Origin of the sequence: Variovorax paradoxus, from assembly GCF_022009635.1 — a bacterium.
In the GTDB taxonomy this organism is placed as follows: Bacteria; Pseudomonadota; Gammaproteobacteria; order Burkholderiales; family Burkholderiaceae_C; genus Variovorax.
Genome location: NZ_CP091716.1, coordinates 6,060,720 through 6,077,164, shown reverse-complemented (window position 1 = coordinate 6,077,164; position 16,445 = coordinate 6,060,720). Strand labels below are relative to the sequence as shown.

Annotated in this window: 17 protein-coding genes; 13 read left to right on the top strand and 4 right to left on the bottom strand. The window is 69.0% G+C overall.

Annotated features, from left to right (window positions below; translation table 11 throughout):
• Window positions 1-8 precede the first annotated feature (8 nt).
• Window positions 9-626: an SCO family protein gene (locus L3V85_RS28315; protein WP_237675966.1), complete on the top strand. Its 618-nt coding sequence runs from the start codon at window positions 9-11 to the stop codon at window positions 624-626.
• 13 nt (window positions 627-639) lie between these two features.
• On the top strand, window positions 640-1,467 hold the full coding sequence (locus L3V85_RS28310) for a DNA alkylation repair protein (protein ID WP_237675965.1): 828 nt from the start codon (window positions 640-642) through the stop codon (window positions 1,465-1,467).
• A gap of 54 nt (window positions 1,468-1,521) precedes the next feature.
• On the opposite strand, the gene rpoH is transcribed toward L3V85_RS28310, so the two are convergent.
• The gene (rpoH, locus tag L3V85_RS28305) at window positions 1,522-2,463 is read right to left on the bottom strand and encodes an RNA polymerase sigma factor RpoH (protein WP_237675964.1); all 942 of its coding nucleotides are present in this window, start codon (window positions 2,461-2,463) and stop codon (window positions 1,522-1,524) included.
• Between the two features lie 98 nt (window positions 2,464-2,561).
• Complete coding sequence (locus L3V85_RS28300) at window positions 2,562-3,026, bottom strand: DUF962 domain-containing protein (RefSeq protein ID WP_237675963.1); 465 nt, start codon at window positions 3,024-3,026, stop codon at window positions 2,562-2,564.
• Between the two features lie 185 nt (window positions 3,027-3,211).
• On the opposite strand from L3V85_RS28300, the gene L3V85_RS28295 reads away from it, so the two are divergent.
• The 3 genes from L3V85_RS28295 (at window position 3,212) to L3V85_RS28285 (ending at window position 6,927) form a co-directional block, all read left to right on the top strand.
• On the top strand, window positions 3,212-3,931 hold the full coding sequence (locus L3V85_RS28295) for a response regulator transcription factor (RefSeq protein ID WP_237675962.1): 720 nt from the start codon (window positions 3,212-3,214) through the stop codon (window positions 3,929-3,931).
• A gap of 46 nt (window positions 3,932-3,977) precedes the next feature.
• The gene (locus tag L3V85_RS28290; RefSeq protein ID WP_237680669.1) at window positions 3,978-5,729 is read left to right on the top strand and encodes a hybrid sensor histidine kinase/response regulator; all 1,752 of its coding nucleotides are present in this window, start codon (window positions 3,978-3,980) and stop codon (window positions 5,727-5,729) included.
• A 193-nt stretch (window positions 5,730-5,922) separates the two neighbouring features.
• Window positions 5,923-6,927 (top strand): hypothetical protein, encoded by a 1,005-nt coding sequence (locus tag L3V85_RS28285; RefSeq protein WP_237675961.1) that lies wholly within the window; start codon window positions 5,923-5,925, stop codon window positions 6,925-6,927.
• An 85-nt stretch (window positions 6,928-7,012) separates the two neighbouring features.
• Here L3V85_RS28285 and ftsY read toward each other — a convergent pair whose 3' ends face one another.
• Window positions 7,013-8,278 carry a signal recognition particle-docking protein FtsY gene (ftsY, locus tag L3V85_RS28280; protein ID WP_237675960.1) on the bottom strand — a complete coding sequence of 422 codons (1,266 nt, stop codon included), beginning with the start codon at window positions 8,276-8,278 and terminating at the stop codon, window positions 7,013-7,015.
• 29 nt (window positions 8,279-8,307) lie between these two features.
• Between ftsY and L3V85_RS28275 the strand changes: the two genes are divergently transcribed.
• Window positions 8,308-9,756, top strand: coding sequence for a M16 family metallopeptidase (locus L3V85_RS28275; RefSeq protein WP_414080163.1), 1,449 nt, complete (start codon window positions 8,308-8,310; stop codon window positions 9,754-9,756).
• A gap of 14 nt (window positions 9,757-9,770) precedes the next feature.
• Window positions 9,771-11,156, top strand: coding sequence for a M16 family metallopeptidase (locus tag L3V85_RS28270; protein WP_237675959.1), 1,386 nt, complete (start codon window positions 9,771-9,773; stop codon window positions 11,154-11,156).
• A gap of 8 nt (window positions 11,157-11,164) precedes the next feature.
• Here the strand turns inward: L3V85_RS28270 and L3V85_RS28265 are convergent, their stop codons facing one another.
• Window positions 11,165-12,079 (bottom strand): LysR family transcriptional regulator ArgP, encoded by a 915-nt coding sequence (locus L3V85_RS28265; RefSeq protein ID WP_237675958.1) that lies wholly within the window; start codon window positions 12,077-12,079, stop codon window positions 11,165-11,167.
• Window positions 12,080-12,157: 78 nt separating this feature from the next.
• Here L3V85_RS28265 and L3V85_RS28260 point away from each other — a divergent pair, with 78 nt between their 5' ends.
• From L3V85_RS28260 to pxpA, 6 genes are read left to right on the top strand one after another with little or no spacing between them, the layout of a single operon-like run.
• Window positions 12,158-12,793: a LysE/ArgO family amino acid transporter gene (locus L3V85_RS28260; protein WP_237675957.1), complete on the top strand. Its 636-nt coding sequence runs from the start codon at window positions 12,158-12,160 to the stop codon at window positions 12,791-12,793.
• Window positions 12,794-12,822: 29 nt separating this feature from the next.
• Window positions 12,823-13,470 (top strand): RsmD family RNA methyltransferase, encoded by a 648-nt coding sequence (locus tag L3V85_RS28255; protein ID WP_237675956.1) that lies wholly within the window; start codon window positions 12,823-12,825, stop codon window positions 13,468-13,470.
• 43 nt (window positions 13,471-13,513) lie between these two features.
• Window positions 13,514-14,017 (top strand): pantetheine-phosphate adenylyltransferase, encoded by a 504-nt coding sequence (coaD, locus tag L3V85_RS28250; protein WP_126025542.1) that lies wholly within the window; start codon window positions 13,514-13,516, stop codon window positions 14,015-14,017.
• Window positions 14,018-14,023: 6 nt separating this feature from the next.
• Entirely contained in the window at window positions 14,024-14,686 is a 663-nt protein-coding gene (pxpB, locus tag L3V85_RS28245; RefSeq protein ID WP_237675955.1) for a 5-oxoprolinase subunit PxpB, read from the top strand.
• On the top strand, window positions 14,683-15,681 hold the full coding sequence (locus L3V85_RS28240) for a biotin-dependent carboxyltransferase family protein (RefSeq protein ID WP_237675954.1): 999 nt from the start codon (window positions 14,683-14,685) through the stop codon (window positions 15,679-15,681). The genes pxpB and L3V85_RS28240 overlap by 4 nt, the downstream gene beginning before the upstream one ends.
• Window positions 15,682-15,704: 23 nt before the next feature.
• Window positions 15,705-16,439 carry a 5-oxoprolinase subunit PxpA gene (gene pxpA, locus L3V85_RS28235; protein WP_237675953.1) on the top strand — a complete coding sequence of 245 codons (735 nt, stop codon included), beginning with the start codon at window positions 15,705-15,707 and terminating at the stop codon, window positions 16,437-16,439.
• Window positions 16,440-16,445: the final 6 nt, after the last annotated feature.

The window sequence follows — 16,445 nt, the reverse complement described above, 5'->3', positions numbered from 1 at the left end:
TCTTTTCCATGAACAAGCGGAACGCTCTCAGATTGATCGCCGGAAGCGCCGGCTGGGTGGGCATCGCCGCGACCCTGGGCCTGGGGCTTTCCGCCTGCAGCGAGCAGAAGCAGAGCTTCAATGCCGTGGACATCACCGGCGCCGACTACGCAAAGGACTTCTCGCTGAAGGACGCCGACGGCAAGGTCCGCACCATGGCCGACTTCAAGGGCAAGGCGGTCGTGATGTTCTTCGGCTACGCCCAGTGCCCCGATGTCTGCCCGACCACCATGACCGAGATGGCGCAGGTCAAGCAGCAGCTGGGCAAGGACGGCGACAAGCTGCAGGTTCTGTTCGTCACCGTCGACCCGGCGCGCGACACGGCCGAGGTGCTCAAGGCCTACATGGGCGCGTTCGACCCGAGCTTCGTGGCGCTGATCCCGACCGCCGACGAACTGGCCGCGCTCGCGAAGGACTACAAGGTCTACTACAAGAAGGTCGACGGCAAGACGCCGACCAGCTATTCGATGGACCACTCGGCCGCGAGCTACGTGTACGACACGCAGGGGCGCCTGCGGCTCTACGCACGCTACGGCGCGGGCGTGCCGGCCATGGTGTCGGACCTGAAGACGCTGATCGCTTCTTGAGCAGGGTTGACAGATGCAAGCCGTGGTGGGCTCGGTCGAGCACCTGAAGACGCGCAAGGGCGCCTTCCGCATCGCGCTGATCCCGCCCGAGGTGCTGGGCGCTCTCAACGACGGGCTGCTCGAAACCGTCAACCTCAACGAATTCATGGCGCTGGAGCTGCCGCGGCTGGCGCGCAGCGTGGCGGGGCACATCGGGCTCGACGCGCAGAGCGAGCGGCTGGTCGACACTCTCGCGATGCTGGCGGCGTTCAAGCCGATGCAGCGGCACGGGCACATCGCCCGCGCGCTGTATGACCTCGCGGCGCTGCATGACGAGCGCGATGCCGTCGCCCACAGGCTGGCCACGCATTCGAGCGACGTGGCGCGCTGCTGGGCCGCGCAGTGGGTCACGCTCTCGGGCCTGTCGCTGCCGCGGCAACTGGAGGCCGTGCGCCGCTTTGCCGCCGATCCGCACTTCGGCGTGCGCGAGATCGCCTGGATGGCGGTGCGCGACGCGGTGATTGCCTCGCTCGACGAAGCGCTCGCGCTGCTGCAGCCCTGGGTGCTGGATGCCGACCCCAACATCCGCCGCTTCGCCAGCGAGCTCACGCGCCCGCGCGGCGTGTGGTGCGCCCAGATCGAGGCGCTCAAGACCGAGCCCTGGCGCGCGCTGCCGCTGCTGGAGCCGCTGCGCGCCGATCCGAGCCGCTATGTGCAGAACTCGGTGGCCAACTGGCTCAACGATGCGAGCAAGAGCCAGGGCGAATGGGTCGACAAACTCTGCGCGCGCTGGCTGGCCGAGTCGGATACGCCAGAAACCCGCTACATCGCCAAGCGGGCGATGCGCACGCTCTCCAAATGAAAAAAGCCCGGGAGACCGGGCTTTTCTTCATCCTGGGAAGGAGAGGCTGGTGGCTTACGCGTAGTCCGCGAGCGCCTTCTTCATCTTCTTCATCGCCGCGACTTCGATCTGGCGGATGCGTTCGGCGCTCACGCCGTACACGGCCGCGAGGTCGTGCAATGTCATGCCGCCCGAGCCGTCGTCGTTCACCTTGAGCCAGCGCTCTTCGACAATGCGGCGGCTGCGGTCGTCCAGCGCCTCGAGCGCCGTGGCGATGCCGTCGCTCGACAGGCGGTCGCGCTGCTGCGACTCGAGCAGGGCGGTCGGCTCCTGGGTGGCGTCGGCCAGGTAGGCGATGGGGCCGAAGGCCTCTTCACCGTCGTCCGACGGGCCCGGATCGAGCATGACGTCGCCGCCCGACAGGCGGGTTTCCATCTCGAGCACTTCTTCGGGCTTGACGTTGAGCCGGGTCGCCATTTGCGACACCTCGTCGGGGCTCAGCGTTTCGCGGTGCGTGCCGTTGTCGGCCGCGGCCGAGTCGGCCTTGAAGCCCTGCTTCATCGAGCGCAGGTTGAAGAACAGCTTGCGCTGGGCCTTGGTCGTCGCGACCTTGACCATGCGCCAGTTCTTCAGGATGTACTCGTGGATTTCGGCCTTGATCCAGTGCATGGCGTAGCTCACGAGCCGCACGCCCTGGTCGGGGTCGAAACGCTTCACGGCCTTCATCAGGCCGACGTTGCCTTCCTGGATCAGGTCGCCGTGCGGCAGCCCGTAGCCCAGGTATTGGCGGGAGATGGAAACCACGAGGCGCAAGTGCGACAGCACGAGCGCGCCGGCGGATTCGAGGTCGTTCTGGTCGCGCAGCTTGCGTGCGAAGCCCTGCTCTTCTTCGAGCGTGAGCATCGGCAGGCGGTTGGCGGCCGAAATGTAGGCATCCAGGTTGCCCAGCGGGGGAACCATCGACCATGGATTGGCGACGGCCAGCTGGTTGGCAGAGACTCCAGACAGCGTTGTCATCAGGGGAAACTCCTTTGTGTTGGCCATATTAGCACTCGGTTAGAGGGAGTGCTAAACCAAGGGTTCCCTTGAGTTTCTATCGCGCTGATAGCCAGAGGCTACCAGCGGATGCCTAGCCTTAGAAACAGCTTCGACAGAACGAACAGCGGGCCGACCCAGAGATATTGGATGTCTTCGAAGAACGAAGGTTTCTTGCCTTCCAGCTTGTGGCCCACGAACTGAAAGATCCAGGCCACCACAAAGATAGCGGCTGAAACCGGCAATACAAGGCCGCCCATCGCATGCACCAGCGCCAGCGCGATGGCCGTCAGCACAGCCATGGTCAGCAGGAAGGCCGGTGCCCGCAGCAGCGCGTAATAGACAAGGCTGGCCCCCACGAACACATACGCCACCCATGGATGAATGGCGAACAGCAGCCCGACGATGCTCAGCATGATGGCCGGGATGGCCACGAAATGGATCAGTTCGTTGGTCGGGTTCCGATGGCTCTCCTCGTAGTGGGCGAGCAGCCGGTCGACCTTGCGGTCGCTCGATTCGAGCGGGGCGGCGGCGGTATGCGTCATTGTGGGTCTCCGTGGGCGCCGTTCGATGCGGCGGAACTTCGATGGTGCCCATGGAAAAGCCCGATGGCAAGAGCGCTTGCCATGCGTATTTGCTATCAAAAAAGTAGCGTAAAAGCACTACGGGAGGGCGCATGGCATGACTTTGGGCACTTTCACCGTGCCGCTGCGCCGCTAAGATCAAACGCGTGGCTTCCCTCGACACCTCACCCACGCCCTTGCAGCCGCCTGCCGAGGCCGGCGCACCCGCCCAGTCCCCCACCGCGATCCTCGTCGTGGACGACCACGACCTGCTGCGCCTCGGCGTCTGTGCGCTGGTCCAGGCGCAGGCTGCGTCCTCCGGCGCCAGCATCGAGGTTTTCGAGGCCGGCAACGTGGCTGACGCCCTGGTGCTGTACGAAGCCCACCAAGCGTCCATCGGCCTAGTGCTGCTCGATCTGGCGCTGCCCGACACGCGCGGCCTGAGCGGTCTGGCCGATTTCCGCCAGCGCTTTCCGGACGCCCGCATCGTGGTGCTCTCGGGCACCGGCAACAGCACGCTGGCGCAGGGTGTGCTGGCGCTGGGCGCGGCCGCCTTCCTGCCCAAGTCGGCCGACCTGAAGGAGGTCGTGAGCTTCATTCGCGCCTGCGGCCTGCTCGACCCCTCGGCGCCCGGCACTACCGAGCCGCCGCCGCCGACCGCGTCCAAGCCGCTCGCCGGCTATGCCGAATTCGCCCATGCCAGCGCCTGGCAAGAACTGACCCCGCGCCAGATGCAGGTGCTGCAGTGGGTGCTCGAAGGCAAGGCCAACAAGGAAATCGCGCAACTCGCCAACCTGAGCGAAGGCACCGTGAAGAACCACGTCTCGACCATCCTGCTGCTGTTCGGCATGCGCTCGCGCGCGCAACTGATCAGCACCCTGCACTGAATTGAGCGCACCGATCGTGGCGCCCAGCGAGCCCTCCGCCGACTACATGCTCGGCCAGCGGGTGCTGCGCGAGAACATCGCCTCGGTCTACAGCACCTACATCGCCTCGACGCTGACGCACATGGCGTTCGTGCTGGTGTTCGGCGCCATCATCTATTCGCAGCTGAAAGACCCGAGCCTGCTGTTCTGGCTCGCCACGCTGCTGATCGCCGACATCTACGTGCTCTTCACGCCGCGCTGGACGCCCGCGCGGCCCGCGCGCGAAAGCGCCTACTGGGCGCGCAAGATCTCGCGCATGGTCACGCTGGTGAGCATGATCACCGCGGTGGTGCCCTGGCTCATCGTGCCGCACGACAACCTGCCCATGACCTCGCTGCTGATGGCCGTGATCGTCGGCAGCTGCGCGCGCGCGGCGCAGTCGCTCTGGCCGCTGAAGCCGGCGCTGTTCGGCTACACGATGCCGATGTCGCTCGGCATGATCACCGCGCTGGCCTGGCAGGGCGACGGCCTACATCTGTTCCTGGCGGCGGCCGGCGCGGCCTACCTGCTTTTGACGCTGCACGCGGGCGTCGGCCAGCACAAGCTGCTCACCGAGTCGCTCATGCTGCGCTTCGAGAACGAGGCGCTTGCCGCGCGGCTCGGCGAGCAGATCGCCGCCACCGAGCGCGCCAGCGAAGAGAAAACGCGCTTTCTCGGCACCGCCAGCCACGACCTGCGCCAGCCGCTGCACGCCATTGCGCTGTTCGGCGCCGCGCTGGAAAACGAACTGCGCGACCGCCCCGAGCGCCGCAATGCCGAGCGCCTGATGCGCGCGGTGAATGCGCTGGGCGCGTCGCTCGACACCATGCTCGACGTCTCGCGGCTCGACGCGGGCGTGGTCACGCCGGCGCCGCAGCCGGTACAGCTCGACGCGCTGTTCCTGCCGCTCAACCACACCTTCGCGGCCAGGGCCGAGCACAAGCAGCTGCAGCTGCGCGTGCTCGCCAGCGGCCTGTGGGTGCACAGCGACCCGCAGCTGCTGCACCGCATGCTGTCCAACCTGATGGACAACGCGCTGAAATACACCACGCGCGGCGGCGTGACCGTGACGGCGCGCGACCGCGGCGAGGCGGTGTGGATCGAGGTGCGCGACAGCGGCATCGGCATCGCGCCCGAACAGTCGAGCCGGATCTTCGAGGAGTTCTATCAGGTCAACAATCCGGGCCGAGACCGTTCCAGGGGGCTGGGCATCGGGCTGTCGATCGTGCAGCGGCTGTCGCGGCTGCTCGGCCATCCGGTGCAGATGCATTCGCGGCCGGGCCGGGGCACTTTCTTTCGCGTGGTGGTGCCCGCGGTGAAGGCGCCGGCCCGCGTGGCGGCTGCCGGGGCGCTGTCGACACGGCGAAGCGACAAGCCCGAGGCCGTGCTGCCCGGGCGGGTGCTGCTGCTCGACGACGAACAGGAAATCCGGGAAGCCATGGTCGGGCTGCTGCGCTCGCATGCGGTGGACGCGCATGCCGTCGACAGTGAGGAGGCCGCCGCCGAGGCATTGCAGCAGGCGGCCGCCGAAGGTCGGCCGTTCGATCTGCTGCTGTGCGATTACCGGCTGGCCGATGGCGCCGACGGGCTCGACGCCGGCCTGCGCCTGAGCCAGGGCGCGGCCCAGGGCAGGGCGGCCATGCCGTTGCTGCTCGTCACAGGCGAAACCTCACCGGACCGGCTGCAGCGCGTGCGCGAGTCCCGCGTGCCGGTGCTGTTCAAGCCCGTGGCTGCCGAATCCCTTTTGCGGGCGATGGCCGAGGTTGTGACGGCTCGTTAGCCTTCTTGGTAATTGGAGGCTATTGGTATTAATTTAATAACCAATGCGATCCATAGACGACAGATGTCATGACTTTTGGCACTGGTGAATGCAGTGGCGCCGCTTTAACTTAGGCGGGCCCTGGCGTTTCGGCCTCCTGTCCGATCCCTTGCCAGTGCGCTCACAACATTTGGATCCCGGAGGTTTTTCCCCAATGAAGTTCAGACTCGCGGCGATAGCCGCAGCAGTCGCGGCGACGCTTGCCCTGGCGGCTTGCGGTGGCGGCGGCAACGATGGCAACGGCTTTGCACCCATCGGCGTTCTCCCGTCCCCACCCCCCGCTCCCGCTCCCGCTCCCGCTCCGCCGCCCGCGGAGCCTCCTGCTCCGGCGCCCGCGCCGGCCACAAGCACTTTCCTGTACGAGCAACTGCCCTATCCGGCGGATGGCGGTGCCTTCCTGAACGACCTCAATACCGAGGGCACCAAGGGCTTCAGGTTCCTCGGCGCGTTGACGGACGCCCAGTCCGGGGCCGGCGCCAACGTCTACTACAAGACGGGCAGCATCACCTATGTCTACGAGACGAAGGCGACCCCGACGGACGCGAGTGCCTTCCTGGCCCAGGCCAACGAGGCGGGCGGGCGAGGCTACCGCTGGGCCGGTGCGAGCAGCGTGAACAACGTGCCGGTGATGATCTACCGCAAGGAAAGCGGTACCGATGCCACCTACACCTACCGCACCGAGGCAGCGGCGGCCAGCAGGTCCGAGTTCATCACCCGTGGCAATGCGCAGGGTGCTGACGGCTACTTCAATACCGCACCGGCCTATGTTTTCGGCTCGGCGATGGTCGCGGTCTTCGAGAAGAGCTCGTCCGGCAATTCCACGTTCGCCTACGAGGTGAAGGACAACGCATCCGACGTCGGCGCAACCCTGGCGCAGTTCGAAGAGGCAGGCGCTCGCGGCTTCCGTTTCCGGGGACCGTACAGCTTCGGAAACATCTTCGCCAAGGACCTTTCGCAGTCCAGCACCTTCACCTACCAGGCTCTGGTGCCGAAGGACACGCTGTCGGCGGAACTCGAGCAGTCGAACACGCTGGGTGCGGACGGCTTCGCACTCATCGGGCCGATGATCGTGAACTCGCAGACGCGCAACTACTACTACAAGGCCACCAATTGCACGGGGCCTGCCCTGTGCATGCCGACATCGCCGTTCGGAGTCTGACCCGGCGAGGGGGAGAAGAGAAGAAGAAAAGAGAAACGGCCCTGGCGCAAGCCAGGGCCGTTTTTTTATTGGAGGAGCAGCCGGTTCAGCCGAGCAGTGCCTGCGCGAACTCGCGCGCGTCGAAGGTTTCCAGGTCTTCCAGCTTCTCGCCCACGCCGATGAAGTACACCGGAATCGGCCGCTCGCGCGCAATGGCGCACAGCACGCCGCCCTTGGCCGTGCCGTCGAGCTTGGTGACGATCAGGCCGGTGAGGCCCAGGGTCTCGTCGAAGGCCTTGACCTGCGCGAGCGCGTTCTGGCCGGTGTTGCCGTCGATCACCAGCAGCACCTCGTGCGGCGCGGTGCCGTCGGCCTTGGTGACGATGCGCTTGATCTTCTTGAGCTCGTCCATCAGGTGCAGCTGCGTCGGCAGGCGGCCGGCCGTGTCGACCAGCACCACGTCCTTGCCGCGCGCCTTGCCGGCGTTCACCGCGTCGAAGCTCACGGCCGAGGGGTCGCCGCCTTCCTGGCTCACGATCTCGACCGTGTTGCGATCTGCCCAGACCAAGAGCTGCTCGCGCGCCGCCGCCCGGAAGGTGTCGGCCGCCGCCAGCAGCACCGAGGCGCCTTCGTTGGCCAGGTGCTTGGTGAGCTTGCCGATGGAGGTGGTCTTGCCCGCGCCGTTGACGCCGGCCACCATGATGACGGTGGGCGTGAACTGGCCGATGACCAGCGGCTTCTCGAGCGGCTTGAGCAGGTCGGCCACGGCCTCGGCCAGCAGCACCTTGACCTGGCCGGCGTCGGTGGCCATCTGGCGCTTGACGCGGCCGCGCAGGTCTTCGAGCAGGTATTCGGTCGCCTTGACGCCGGTGTCGGCCATCAGCAGGGCGGATTCGAGCTCTTCATAGAGCGCGTCGTCGATCTGGGCATTGACGAAGACGGCCTGGATGCCGGTACCGGTCTTGCGCAGGCCGGTCTTGAGCTTGTCGAGCCAGCTCTTGCGCTCGGGGGCGACCGGTGCCGCGGCGACCGGGGCGGGAACGGGAGCGGGCGCCGGGGCTGGCGGGGGAGCGAAGACAGGCGGCGGTGCGGGAGGGGGCGCGGCCACGACCGGGGCCGGCGCTGGTGCCGGCGCTGCGACGACCGGCGCAGGGGCTGTCGGTGCAGGAGCCGGAGCGGGCGGTGGCGCAACGGCCGGCGCAGGCGCAACAGGCGTTTCCTCCACCGCTGGCTTCGAGCCGAACCAGCTCGAAGGCGAGAATACCGAGCGCGTGGGCGCGGGCTCCGGGGCGGGCGCTGGCGCGACAGCCGGAGGGGGCGCCGGCGCGACCGGGGCATCGGCAGGCGGTTTTTTCTTGAAGAAACTGAACATCAGAAGCTTTTTACAATCCGACCCATTCTATGAAACACCTCCCGCCACGCCGTGCTGCGTCTGGTGCGGTACTGGCAATGGCGCTCGTGGCGCCGTGGGCCGTGCCTGCGCAGGCTCAGTCCACACCGGCCCCCGCCGCTTCGTCCGCCGCCACCGCGGCCGCGCCGGGACCCCAGCAATTCACGCTGCCCAACGGCATGACGCTGATCGTGCAGCCCGACCGGCGCTCGCCCACGGCGGTACAGATGGTCTGGGTGCGGGTCGGCTCCCTCGATGAAGTCGACGGCACCTCTGGGGTTGCACATGCGCTCGAACACATGATGTTCAAGGGCACCAAGGACATCAAGCCCGGCGAGTTCTCGCGCCGCGTGGCGGCCCTCGGCGGCCAGGAAAACGCCTTCACCACCCGCGACTACACCGGCTACTACCAGCAGATTCCGGTCGGCAGCCTCGAGCAGGTGATGAAGCTCGAATCCGACCGCTTCGCCAACAACCAGTGGCCCGACGACGAATTCAAGCGCGAGATCGAGGTCGTCAAGGAAGAGCGCCGACTGCGCACCGAAGACCAGCCGCGCGCCCTGCTCGGCGAGCAGCAGAACGCCGCCGTCTTCATCGCGTCGCCTTACCACCGCCCCGTGGTTGGCTGGATGAGCGACCTCGACGCCATGACCCCGGCTGACGTGCGCGACTTCCACCAGCGCTGGTACGTGCCCGCCAACGCCGTGCTGGTGGTGGCCGGCGACGTCGACGTGGCCCAGGTCCGCGCGATGGCCGAGAAATACTACGGCCGCATTCCCGCGCGTGCCGTGCCCGTGCGCAAGCCGCGCGTGGAGCCGGTGCAGCGCGGCATCCGCCGCCTCGAATTCAAGGCCCCCGCCGAGCAGGCCTACGTGTCGCTGGCCTACCGCGTGCCGCAGATCGCCAGCATCGACGACGTGAACAGCGACGCCTGGGCGCTGGTGGTGCTGTCCGCCGTGCTCGACGGCTATGCCGGCGCCCGGCTCGACCGCGCGCTCACCCAGGGCCCCGACCGCGTCGCCGACTCGGCTGGCGCCTACGCGGGCTTCGTCGGCCGCGGCCCGCAGCTCTTCGTGCTCGAAGGCGTGCCGGCCGCCGGCAAGAGCGCCGAGGCGGTCGAGGCCGCCTTGCGCGCGCAGGTGGCGCGCATCGCCAAGGACGGCGTGGGCGAAGCCGAACTGGCCCGCGTCAAGACGCAATGGGTGGCCAGCGAGACCTACAAGCGCGACTCGGTGATGGCGCAGGCGCGCGAACTCGGCAGCAACTGGATCCAGGGCCTGCCGCTGGACGCCAGCGAGCGCATCGTCGCCCGGCTGCAGTCCGTCACGGCCGCGCAGGTGCAGGCCGTGGCCGCCAAGTACTTCGGCGACGACCAGCTCACGGTCGCCACGCTGCGGCCCCTGCCGCCCGAGGCCAAGCGCGGCCGCGGCTTCGCGGCGCCCGCTGGCGAGCTGCGCTGAAAGGTCCCGATTCCATGACGAACAAGACTCTGAAGAAAACCGCGCGCGCTCTCGTGCTTGCAGGCGCGGCGGCACTCGCGGGCATGACCGGCGCGCACGCCGCGCTGCCGATCCAGCACTGGACGCTCGCCAACGGCGCCAAGATCTATCTCGTGTCGACCAATGCGCTGCCGATCGTCGACATGCAGGTCGACTTCGACGCCGGCAGCCGCCGTGACCCCGCGTCGCAGGCCGGCCTGGCCAGCACCACGGCCGCGATGGTCGAGAAGGGCGTGCGCGCGGGCAAGGGCGGCGAGCCGGCGCTCGACCAGAACGCCCTCGGCGAAGCCTGGGCCGACCTGGGCGCCAGCTTCGACGTGAGCGCGGGCACCGACCGCACCAGCTATTCGCTGCGCACGCTGTCCGACCCGGCGCTGCTGAAGAAGGCTGTCACGCTGGCCTCGCGCGAGATCGGCGAGCCGGCCTTCCCCGACGACGTGTGGCAGCGCGAGCGCGAGCGCATCAACGCCGCCATCAAGGAAGCCAACACCAAGCCCGCGACCGTGGCCGGCCGTGCGTTCGCGCAGGCGGCGTACGGCACGCACCCCTACGGGCAGGAAGTGACCGAGGAAACGCTGGCGCGCATCGACACCGCCGCCATGCGCCAGCGCTATCAGCAGCTGATGGTGCCGTGCCGCGCCAAGCTCAGCATCGTCGGCGCGGTCACGCGCGCCGAGGCCGAGACGCTCGCCAACACGCTGCTGTCGCGCCTGCCCGGCCCCGAGGCCTGCACGCCCCTGCCGGCCATCGCGCCCGTGGCCGCGCTCACGGCGGCGAAGGACGAGCGCATTCCGTTCGATTCGGCGCAGGCCCACGTCTTCATCGGCCAGCCCGGCTATCCGCGCAAGGACCCGGACCACTTCGCGCTCACGCTGGGCAACTACGTGCTGGGCGGCGGCGGTTTCGTGTCGCGCCTGACCGACCAGGTGCGCGAGAAGCGCGGCCTCACCTACAGCATCTACAGCGGCTTCGCGCCGGGGCTCGAGGCGGGCGCGTTCCGCATCGGCTTCCAGACCCGGCCCGACCAGGCCGAGGAAGCGGTGAAGGTGTCGCGCGAAGTGCTCGCGAAGTTCGTGGCCGAGGGCCCGACCGCGAGCGAACTCAAGGCCGCCAAGGACAACGTGATCGGCGGCTTCCCGCTGCTGCTCGACAGCAACCGCAAGCTGATCGGCAACGTCGCCAACATCGCATGGCACGACCTGCCGCTGGACTACCTCGACACCTGGACCGCGCGCATGAATGCGGTCACGGCGGCGGACATCAAGGCAGCGTTCCAGCGCAAGCTGCAGCCGGAGCGCATGGTGACGGTGGTGGTGGGCGGCAAGCCCGCCCAGGCGGCCGCCGCCAAGACGCAGCAGTAGGCGGGCGACTAGGCCAGGGCGTGCGGCCCCTGGCTGGCGGCAGCGCGAACCGCCGCGCCCAGTCTTTCCAGCAGGCGCGACGCCGCGCGCGCCTGCTGCCAGTAGAGCGGCACCGGCAGTGTCGAGCCGGGAACCAGTTCCACCAGCCTGCCTTCACGGATGGCTTCGGCCACCATGCTGGTCGGATGCATGCCCCAGCCCATTCCAGCGCAGGCCGCCTCGACGAAGGCGGTGGGCGAGGGTACCCAGTGCCGTGGCGTCTCGACATTGCGATGGCAGATGCGCCGCACCCAGCGCGCCTGCAGCCGGTCCTTGCGGTCGAACACCAGGCTCGGCGCGTTCGCCAGCGTGCGCGCGCCCACGCCCTTGGCGAAATGGTCGCGCACGAATTCCGGGCTGGCGGCGGCCACGTAGTGCACAGTGCCCAGCGCCTCGCTGTTGCAGCCGGCCACCGGCTTCGCCAGCGCGGTCACGGCCGCCAGCACCGCGCCGCTGCGCAGCCGCTCGGCCGTGTGGTCCTGGTCGTCCACCGTGAGGTCGAGCAGCACCGTTTGCGCCTGCGCCGTGAAGGCGGCCGCGGCCGCGATGAACCAGGTCGCCAGGCTGTCGGCGTTGACGGCCACGCGCACCGTCAGGCGCTCATCGCCGGCCTCGCCGCTGCCCATGCCCAGCGCGGGCAGGGCGTCGCGCAGTTCGTGCTCCAGCATGCCCACGCGCTCGACGTGGCGGCACAGTTGCAGCCCGGCTTCCGTCGCCACGCAGGGCTGGCCGCGCACGAGCAGGGCGCCGCCGGTGCGCTCCTCCAGCTGCCTGATGCGCTGCGACACCGCTGACGGCGTGACGTGCAGCGCGCGGGCGGCGCGTTCGAAGCTGCCCTCGCGCACGACGGCTGCGAGAGCATTCAGGGCGGCGTAGTCAAGCATGGTGACGGTGAAGTAAAACTGAACAGCAGTTAGAAAGTTTAGTTTGAGTTAATCACGGTCAGGCCGCAAGCTCGGACCATGCAAGCCGTACAAGTCACCCCCGCCTTCGTCAACGGGCTCTTCATGAGCCTGGTCCTCATCGTCGCCATCGGCGCGCAGAACGCCTACGTGCTGCGCCAGGGCTTGCGGCGCGAACACGTGGGCGCGGTGGTGTTGTTCTGCGCGGCCAGCGACGCGGTGTTGATCGGCGCCGGCGTGGCCGGCATGGCGCAGGCGCTGAAGGGCCGCCCGATGCTGGCCACCGCGCTCGCTGCGTTCGGCGCCGTATTCCTCTGCACCTATGGCCTGAAGGCGCTGTGGCGCTCGCGCCGGCCCGCCGCGCTGCAGGCCACGGCACAGGGTGCGTCGCTGTCGCGCGCGGCCGTGGTCGCGCAGGCGGCCGGCTTCACGCTGCTGAATCCGCATGTCTACCTCGACACCGTGCTGCTCGTGGGCAGCGCCGGCGCGCAGTACGCGGGGCTGCTGAAGGTCTGGTTCGTGGCGGGCGCGGCCACCGCCAGCGCGCTGTGGTTCACCTCGCTGGGCTTCGGTGCGCGCCTGCTCGCGCCGGTGTTCGCTCGGCCGCGCGCCTGGCAGATGCTCGACGGGCTCATCGGCGGCACCATGCTGCTGCTGGCCGCGATGCTGGCCCATCGCGCCTTCAGCGGGCTCTGAGGCAGAGCGTCGGGCGTTAAGCTCGCCGCATGCCCCAGAAGAAAGCCGCCCCAGCCGCCCGTCCCGCCGCAACCAAGCGCCCGTCGAAACCCAGCGAGGTGCGCATCATCGGTGGCGAATGGAAGCGCACCCGCCTCGCCGTGGCCGACAAGCCCGGCCTGCGCCCCACGCCCGACCGCGTGCGCGAAACCCTCTTCAACTGGCTCGCGAGCCTGGCCGGTGCCGGCGGCGGCGAGCTGCCGGGCTGGCACTGCGTCGACGCTTTCGCCGGCACCGGCGCGCTGGGCCTCGAAGCCGCCTCGCGCGGCGCCGCGAACGTGCTGCTGTGCGAGCAGGACGCCGCGCTGGTCGCGCAGTTGCAGGCCGCCAAGACCAAGCTGTCGGCCGAAGCCGTGCGCATCGAGCGCGGCAACGGCTTGACCGCGCTGGAGCGCACGCCCGCCGGCAGCCTCGATGCCGTGTTCCTCGATCCGCCCTTCGACAGCACCGCGCTCTACGAACCGGCCCTGCGCGCCGCCGCGAGAGCGCTGCGTGCCGGGGGCTCGGTGTACCTCGAGGCGCCGCGCCGCTGGAGCGACGAGGAACTCGCCGCCTTCGGCCTCGTGGGCTTCCGCTACCTGAAGGCGGGCGCCGTGCATGCCCACCTCCTGAGGGCGGCCCCGGAGGGGACTGCATAATCCGCCGAACAAGCCGCATCGGCAGCATGAGGAAGAAGCAACCATGGCCAGCAACGTGATCGCGGTTTACCCCGGCACTTTCGACCCCATCACCCTCGGTCACGAGGACGTGGTGCGGCGCGCAACCCAGCTCTTCTCCAAGGTGATCGTCGCCGTCGCGGCGGGCCACCACAAGAAGGCGCTCTTCACGCTGTCCGAACGCATGGACATGGCCCGCGAGGCGGTGAAGCCCTACAGCGACCAGGTCAGCGTCGAGAGCTTCTCGGGCCTGCTGCGCGACTTCGTCGTCGCGCGCGGCGGCAAGGCCATGGTGCGCGGCCTGCGCGCCGTGACCGACTTCGACTACGAGTTCCAGCTCGCGGGCATGAACCGCTCGCTGATGCCCGACGTCGAGACCGTGTTCCTGACCCCCAGCGACAAGTACCAGTTCATCTCCAGCACCTTCGTGCGCGAGATCGCCATGCTCGGCGGCGAGGTCCACAAGTTCGTCTCCCCCAACGTGGAGCAGCAGCTCGCCGCCAAGGTTCGCAGCCTCGGCCGTGAATAAGCCGCGATGAGCGGCACCCCGCCGCCCCGGCTGCATCTCCTGGGCGATGCAGCGCTCCTGTGCGAGCTGCCGGCGCCCGCCACGCTGGCGCAGCAGCAGCGCATCTGGGCGCTCGCCGAGCGCGCGCGCGAATGGCCCGGCGTCGGAGAGACGCTGCCGGGCATGAACAATCTCACGCTGACCTTCGATCCGACCGCGATCGACCTCGATACGCTCACCGCCCATGTGCTCGAAGCCTGGCCGAAGCTGCCGGCCGCTGCCGCACTGGGCCGGCTGGTCGAGATCCCGGTGGCCTATGGCGGCGAGCACGGGCCCGACCTGGCCGATGTCGCGGCCCACACCGGCTTCACGCCGGCCGAGGTGGTGCGGCGCCACAGCGCGGGCGAATACATCGTCTACCTGCTCGGCTTTCTTCCCGGCTTCGCCTTCATGGGCGGTCTGGCACCCGAACTCGCCACGCCGCGCCGGGCCGAGCCGCGCACCGCGGTGCCGGCGCGCTCGGTGGGCATCGGCGGCGAGCAGACCGGCATCTACCCGCTGGCGTCGCCCGGCGGCTGGCAGCTGATCGGGCGCACCCCGCTCGAACTGTTCGACCCCGCGGCCACGCCGCCCACGCTGCTGCGCCCCGGCGACCGCGTGCGCTTCGTCGTGGAAAGCGTGCGGACATGATCGTCGTCCAGAAACCGGGCGTGCTCGCCTCGGTGCAAGACCTGGGGCGGCACGGCCATCGCCAGCTCGGCATCTGCCCCGGCGGCGCGCTCGACGTGCTCTCGCTCACCATGGCCAACCGGCTCGTGGGCAACGTGGACGGCGCCGCTGGCCTCGAATTCACCATGGGCGGCTGTGAGCTGCGCTTCGAGGTCGACACGCGCATCGCGCTGACCGGCGACGACTTCGCCGCCACGCTCGACGGCGTGCCGCTCTGGCCCTGCTGGAGCATGCCGGTGACCGCCGGCCAGACCCTGAAGCTCTCGGGCGCCAACGCGCCGGGCGCGAAGAAGGCCGGGCTGCGCAGCTGGCTCGCGGTGGCGGGCGGCATCGATGTGCCGCCGATCCTGGGCTCGCGCAGCACCGACCTCAAGGCCGGCTTCGGCGGCCATGAGGGGCGCCCATTGCGCAAGGGCGACCGCCTGCCGTTGGGCATGTCAAGGCTCGACGCATCGCAACTCGCCCGTCGCCCCTTCGGCCTGCGTGGTCCGGACTGGGGCCCCATGGAGGCAGACGGCGCCATCGCCTTGCGCGTGTTGCCCGGCCCTGAGTTCGAACAGTTCACCCTGCCCGCGCGCGAGCTGCTGTGGGGCGAGCGCTGGCGCATCACGCTGCAGAGCAACCGCATGGGCAGCCGCCTCGCGGGTGCCGAACTCAAGCGCAAGCGCGGCGGCGACATGCTGTCGTCGGGTGTCATTCCCGGCACGGTGCAGGTGCCTCCGTCGGGCCAGCCGATCATTTTGATGGGCGACGCGCAGACCACCGGCGGCTATCCGCGCATCGGCGTGGTGATCCGCGCCGACCTGTGGAAGCTGGCGCAGGCGCCGCTGAACGGCAATCTGCGGCTGGTGCAGGTCGACCAGCCCCAGGCGCTGGCCGCATGGGCGCAGCAGCAGCGCTATCTTGCGCAGGTGGCACAAGGGTTGGCCGCTGCAGGTTGGTCGGGCAGGGCATAGACTTTCCGCAAAGGAAACGCCCCATGCACATCGACCTCAACGCGGACCTCGGCGAAGGCGCCGGCAGCGACGAAGAACTGCTCGCGCTCGTGAGCTCCGCCAACATCGCCTGCGGCTGGCACGCCGGTGACGCCAGGACCATGCAGCAATGCGTGCGCTGGGCCATGCGTCACGGCGTGGCCATCGGCGCGCACCCGAGCTTTCCGGACCGCGAGAACTTCGGCCGCAGCACCATGCACCTGCCGCCCGACGAGATCGTGGCCAATGTGCTCTACCAGATCGGCGCGCTGGCGGCCATCGTCAAGGCCGAGGGCGGCAAGCTCTCGCACGTGAAGGCCCACGGCCAGCTCTACAACCAGGCGGCGAAGGAGCCCGAACTCGCCGATGCGCTGTGCGAGGCGGTGCGCCGCTTCGACCCCACGCTCAAGTTCTTCGGCCTGGCGGGCAGCCGCATGATCGACGCGGCCCGCCGCGCCGGCCTGGAGCCCGTCGAGGAAGTGTTCGCCGACCGCGGCTACATGCCCGACGGCAGCCTGGTGCCGCGCAGCCAGCCCGGTGCACTGATCGACAGCGAAGAGCGCGCGATCGCGCAGACGCTCTCGATGGCGCGAGACCACCGCGTGACGGCCATCGACGGCAGCGTCGTGCCGGTCAATGCGCAGACCGTGTGCCTGCACGGCGACGGCGCGCACGCGCTGGCCTTTGCGCGCCGCATCCGCGAACGACTGCAGGCCGAAGGCATCGCGGTCCGAGCCTGAGCCCGG

Bases quoted from the DNA above. Each gene is read 5' to 3' on its own strand.
- L3V85_RS28315 (WP_237675966.1), top strand. From the start codon at position 9: ATGAACAAGCGGAACGCTCTCAGATTGATCGCCGGAAGCGCCGGCTGG.
- L3V85_RS28310 (WP_237675965.1), top strand. From the start codon at position 640: ATGCAAGCCGTGGTGGGCTCGGTCGAGCACCTGAAGACGCGCAAGGGC.
- rpoH (WP_237675964.1), bottom strand. From the start codon at position 2,463: ATGACAACGCTGTCTGGAGTCTCTGCCAACCAGCTGGCCGTCGCCAAT.
- L3V85_RS28300 (WP_237675963.1), bottom strand. From the start codon at position 3,026: ATGACGCATACCGCCGCCGCCCCGCTCGAATCGAGCGACCGCAAGGTC.
- L3V85_RS28290 (WP_237680669.1), top strand. From the start codon at position 3,978: ATGCTCGGCCAGCGGGTGCTGCGCGAGAACATCGCCTCGGTCTACAGC.
- L3V85_RS28285 (WP_237675961.1), top strand. From the start codon at position 5,923: ATGAAGTTCAGACTCGCGGCGATAGCCGCAGCAGTCGCGGCGACGCTT.
- ftsY (WP_237675960.1), bottom strand. From the start codon at position 8,278: ATGTTCAGTTTCTTCAAGAAAAAACCGCCTGCCGATGCCCCGGTCGCG.
- L3V85_RS28275 (WP_414080163.1), top strand. From the start codon at position 8,308: ATGAAACACCTCCCGCCACGCCGTGCTGCGTCTGGTGCGGTACTGGCA.
- L3V85_RS28270 (WP_237675959.1), top strand. From the start codon at position 9,771: ATGACGAACAAGACTCTGAAGAAAACCGCGCGCGCTCTCGTGCTTGCA.
- L3V85_RS28265 (WP_237675958.1), bottom strand. From the start codon at position 12,079: ATGCTTGACTACGCCGCCCTGAATGCTCTCGCAGCCGTCGTGCGCGAG.
- L3V85_RS28260 (WP_237675957.1), top strand. From the start codon at position 12,158: ATGCAAGCCGTACAAGTCACCCCCGCCTTCGTCAACGGGCTCTTCATG.
- L3V85_RS28255 (WP_237675956.1), top strand. From the start codon at position 12,823: ATGCCCCAGAAGAAAGCCGCCCCAGCCGCCCGTCCCGCCGCAACCAAG.
- coaD (WP_126025542.1), top strand. From the start codon at position 13,514: ATGGCCAGCAACGTGATCGCGGTTTACCCCGGCACTTTCGACCCCATC.
- pxpB (WP_237675955.1), top strand. From the start codon at position 14,024: ATGAGCGGCACCCCGCCGCCCCGGCTGCATCTCCTGGGCGATGCAGCG.
- L3V85_RS28240 (WP_237675954.1), top strand. From the start codon at position 14,683: ATGATCGTCGTCCAGAAACCGGGCGTGCTCGCCTCGGTGCAAGACCTG.
- pxpA (WP_237675953.1), top strand. From the start codon at position 15,705: ATGCACATCGACCTCAACGCGGACCTCGGCGAAGGCGCCGGCAGCGAC.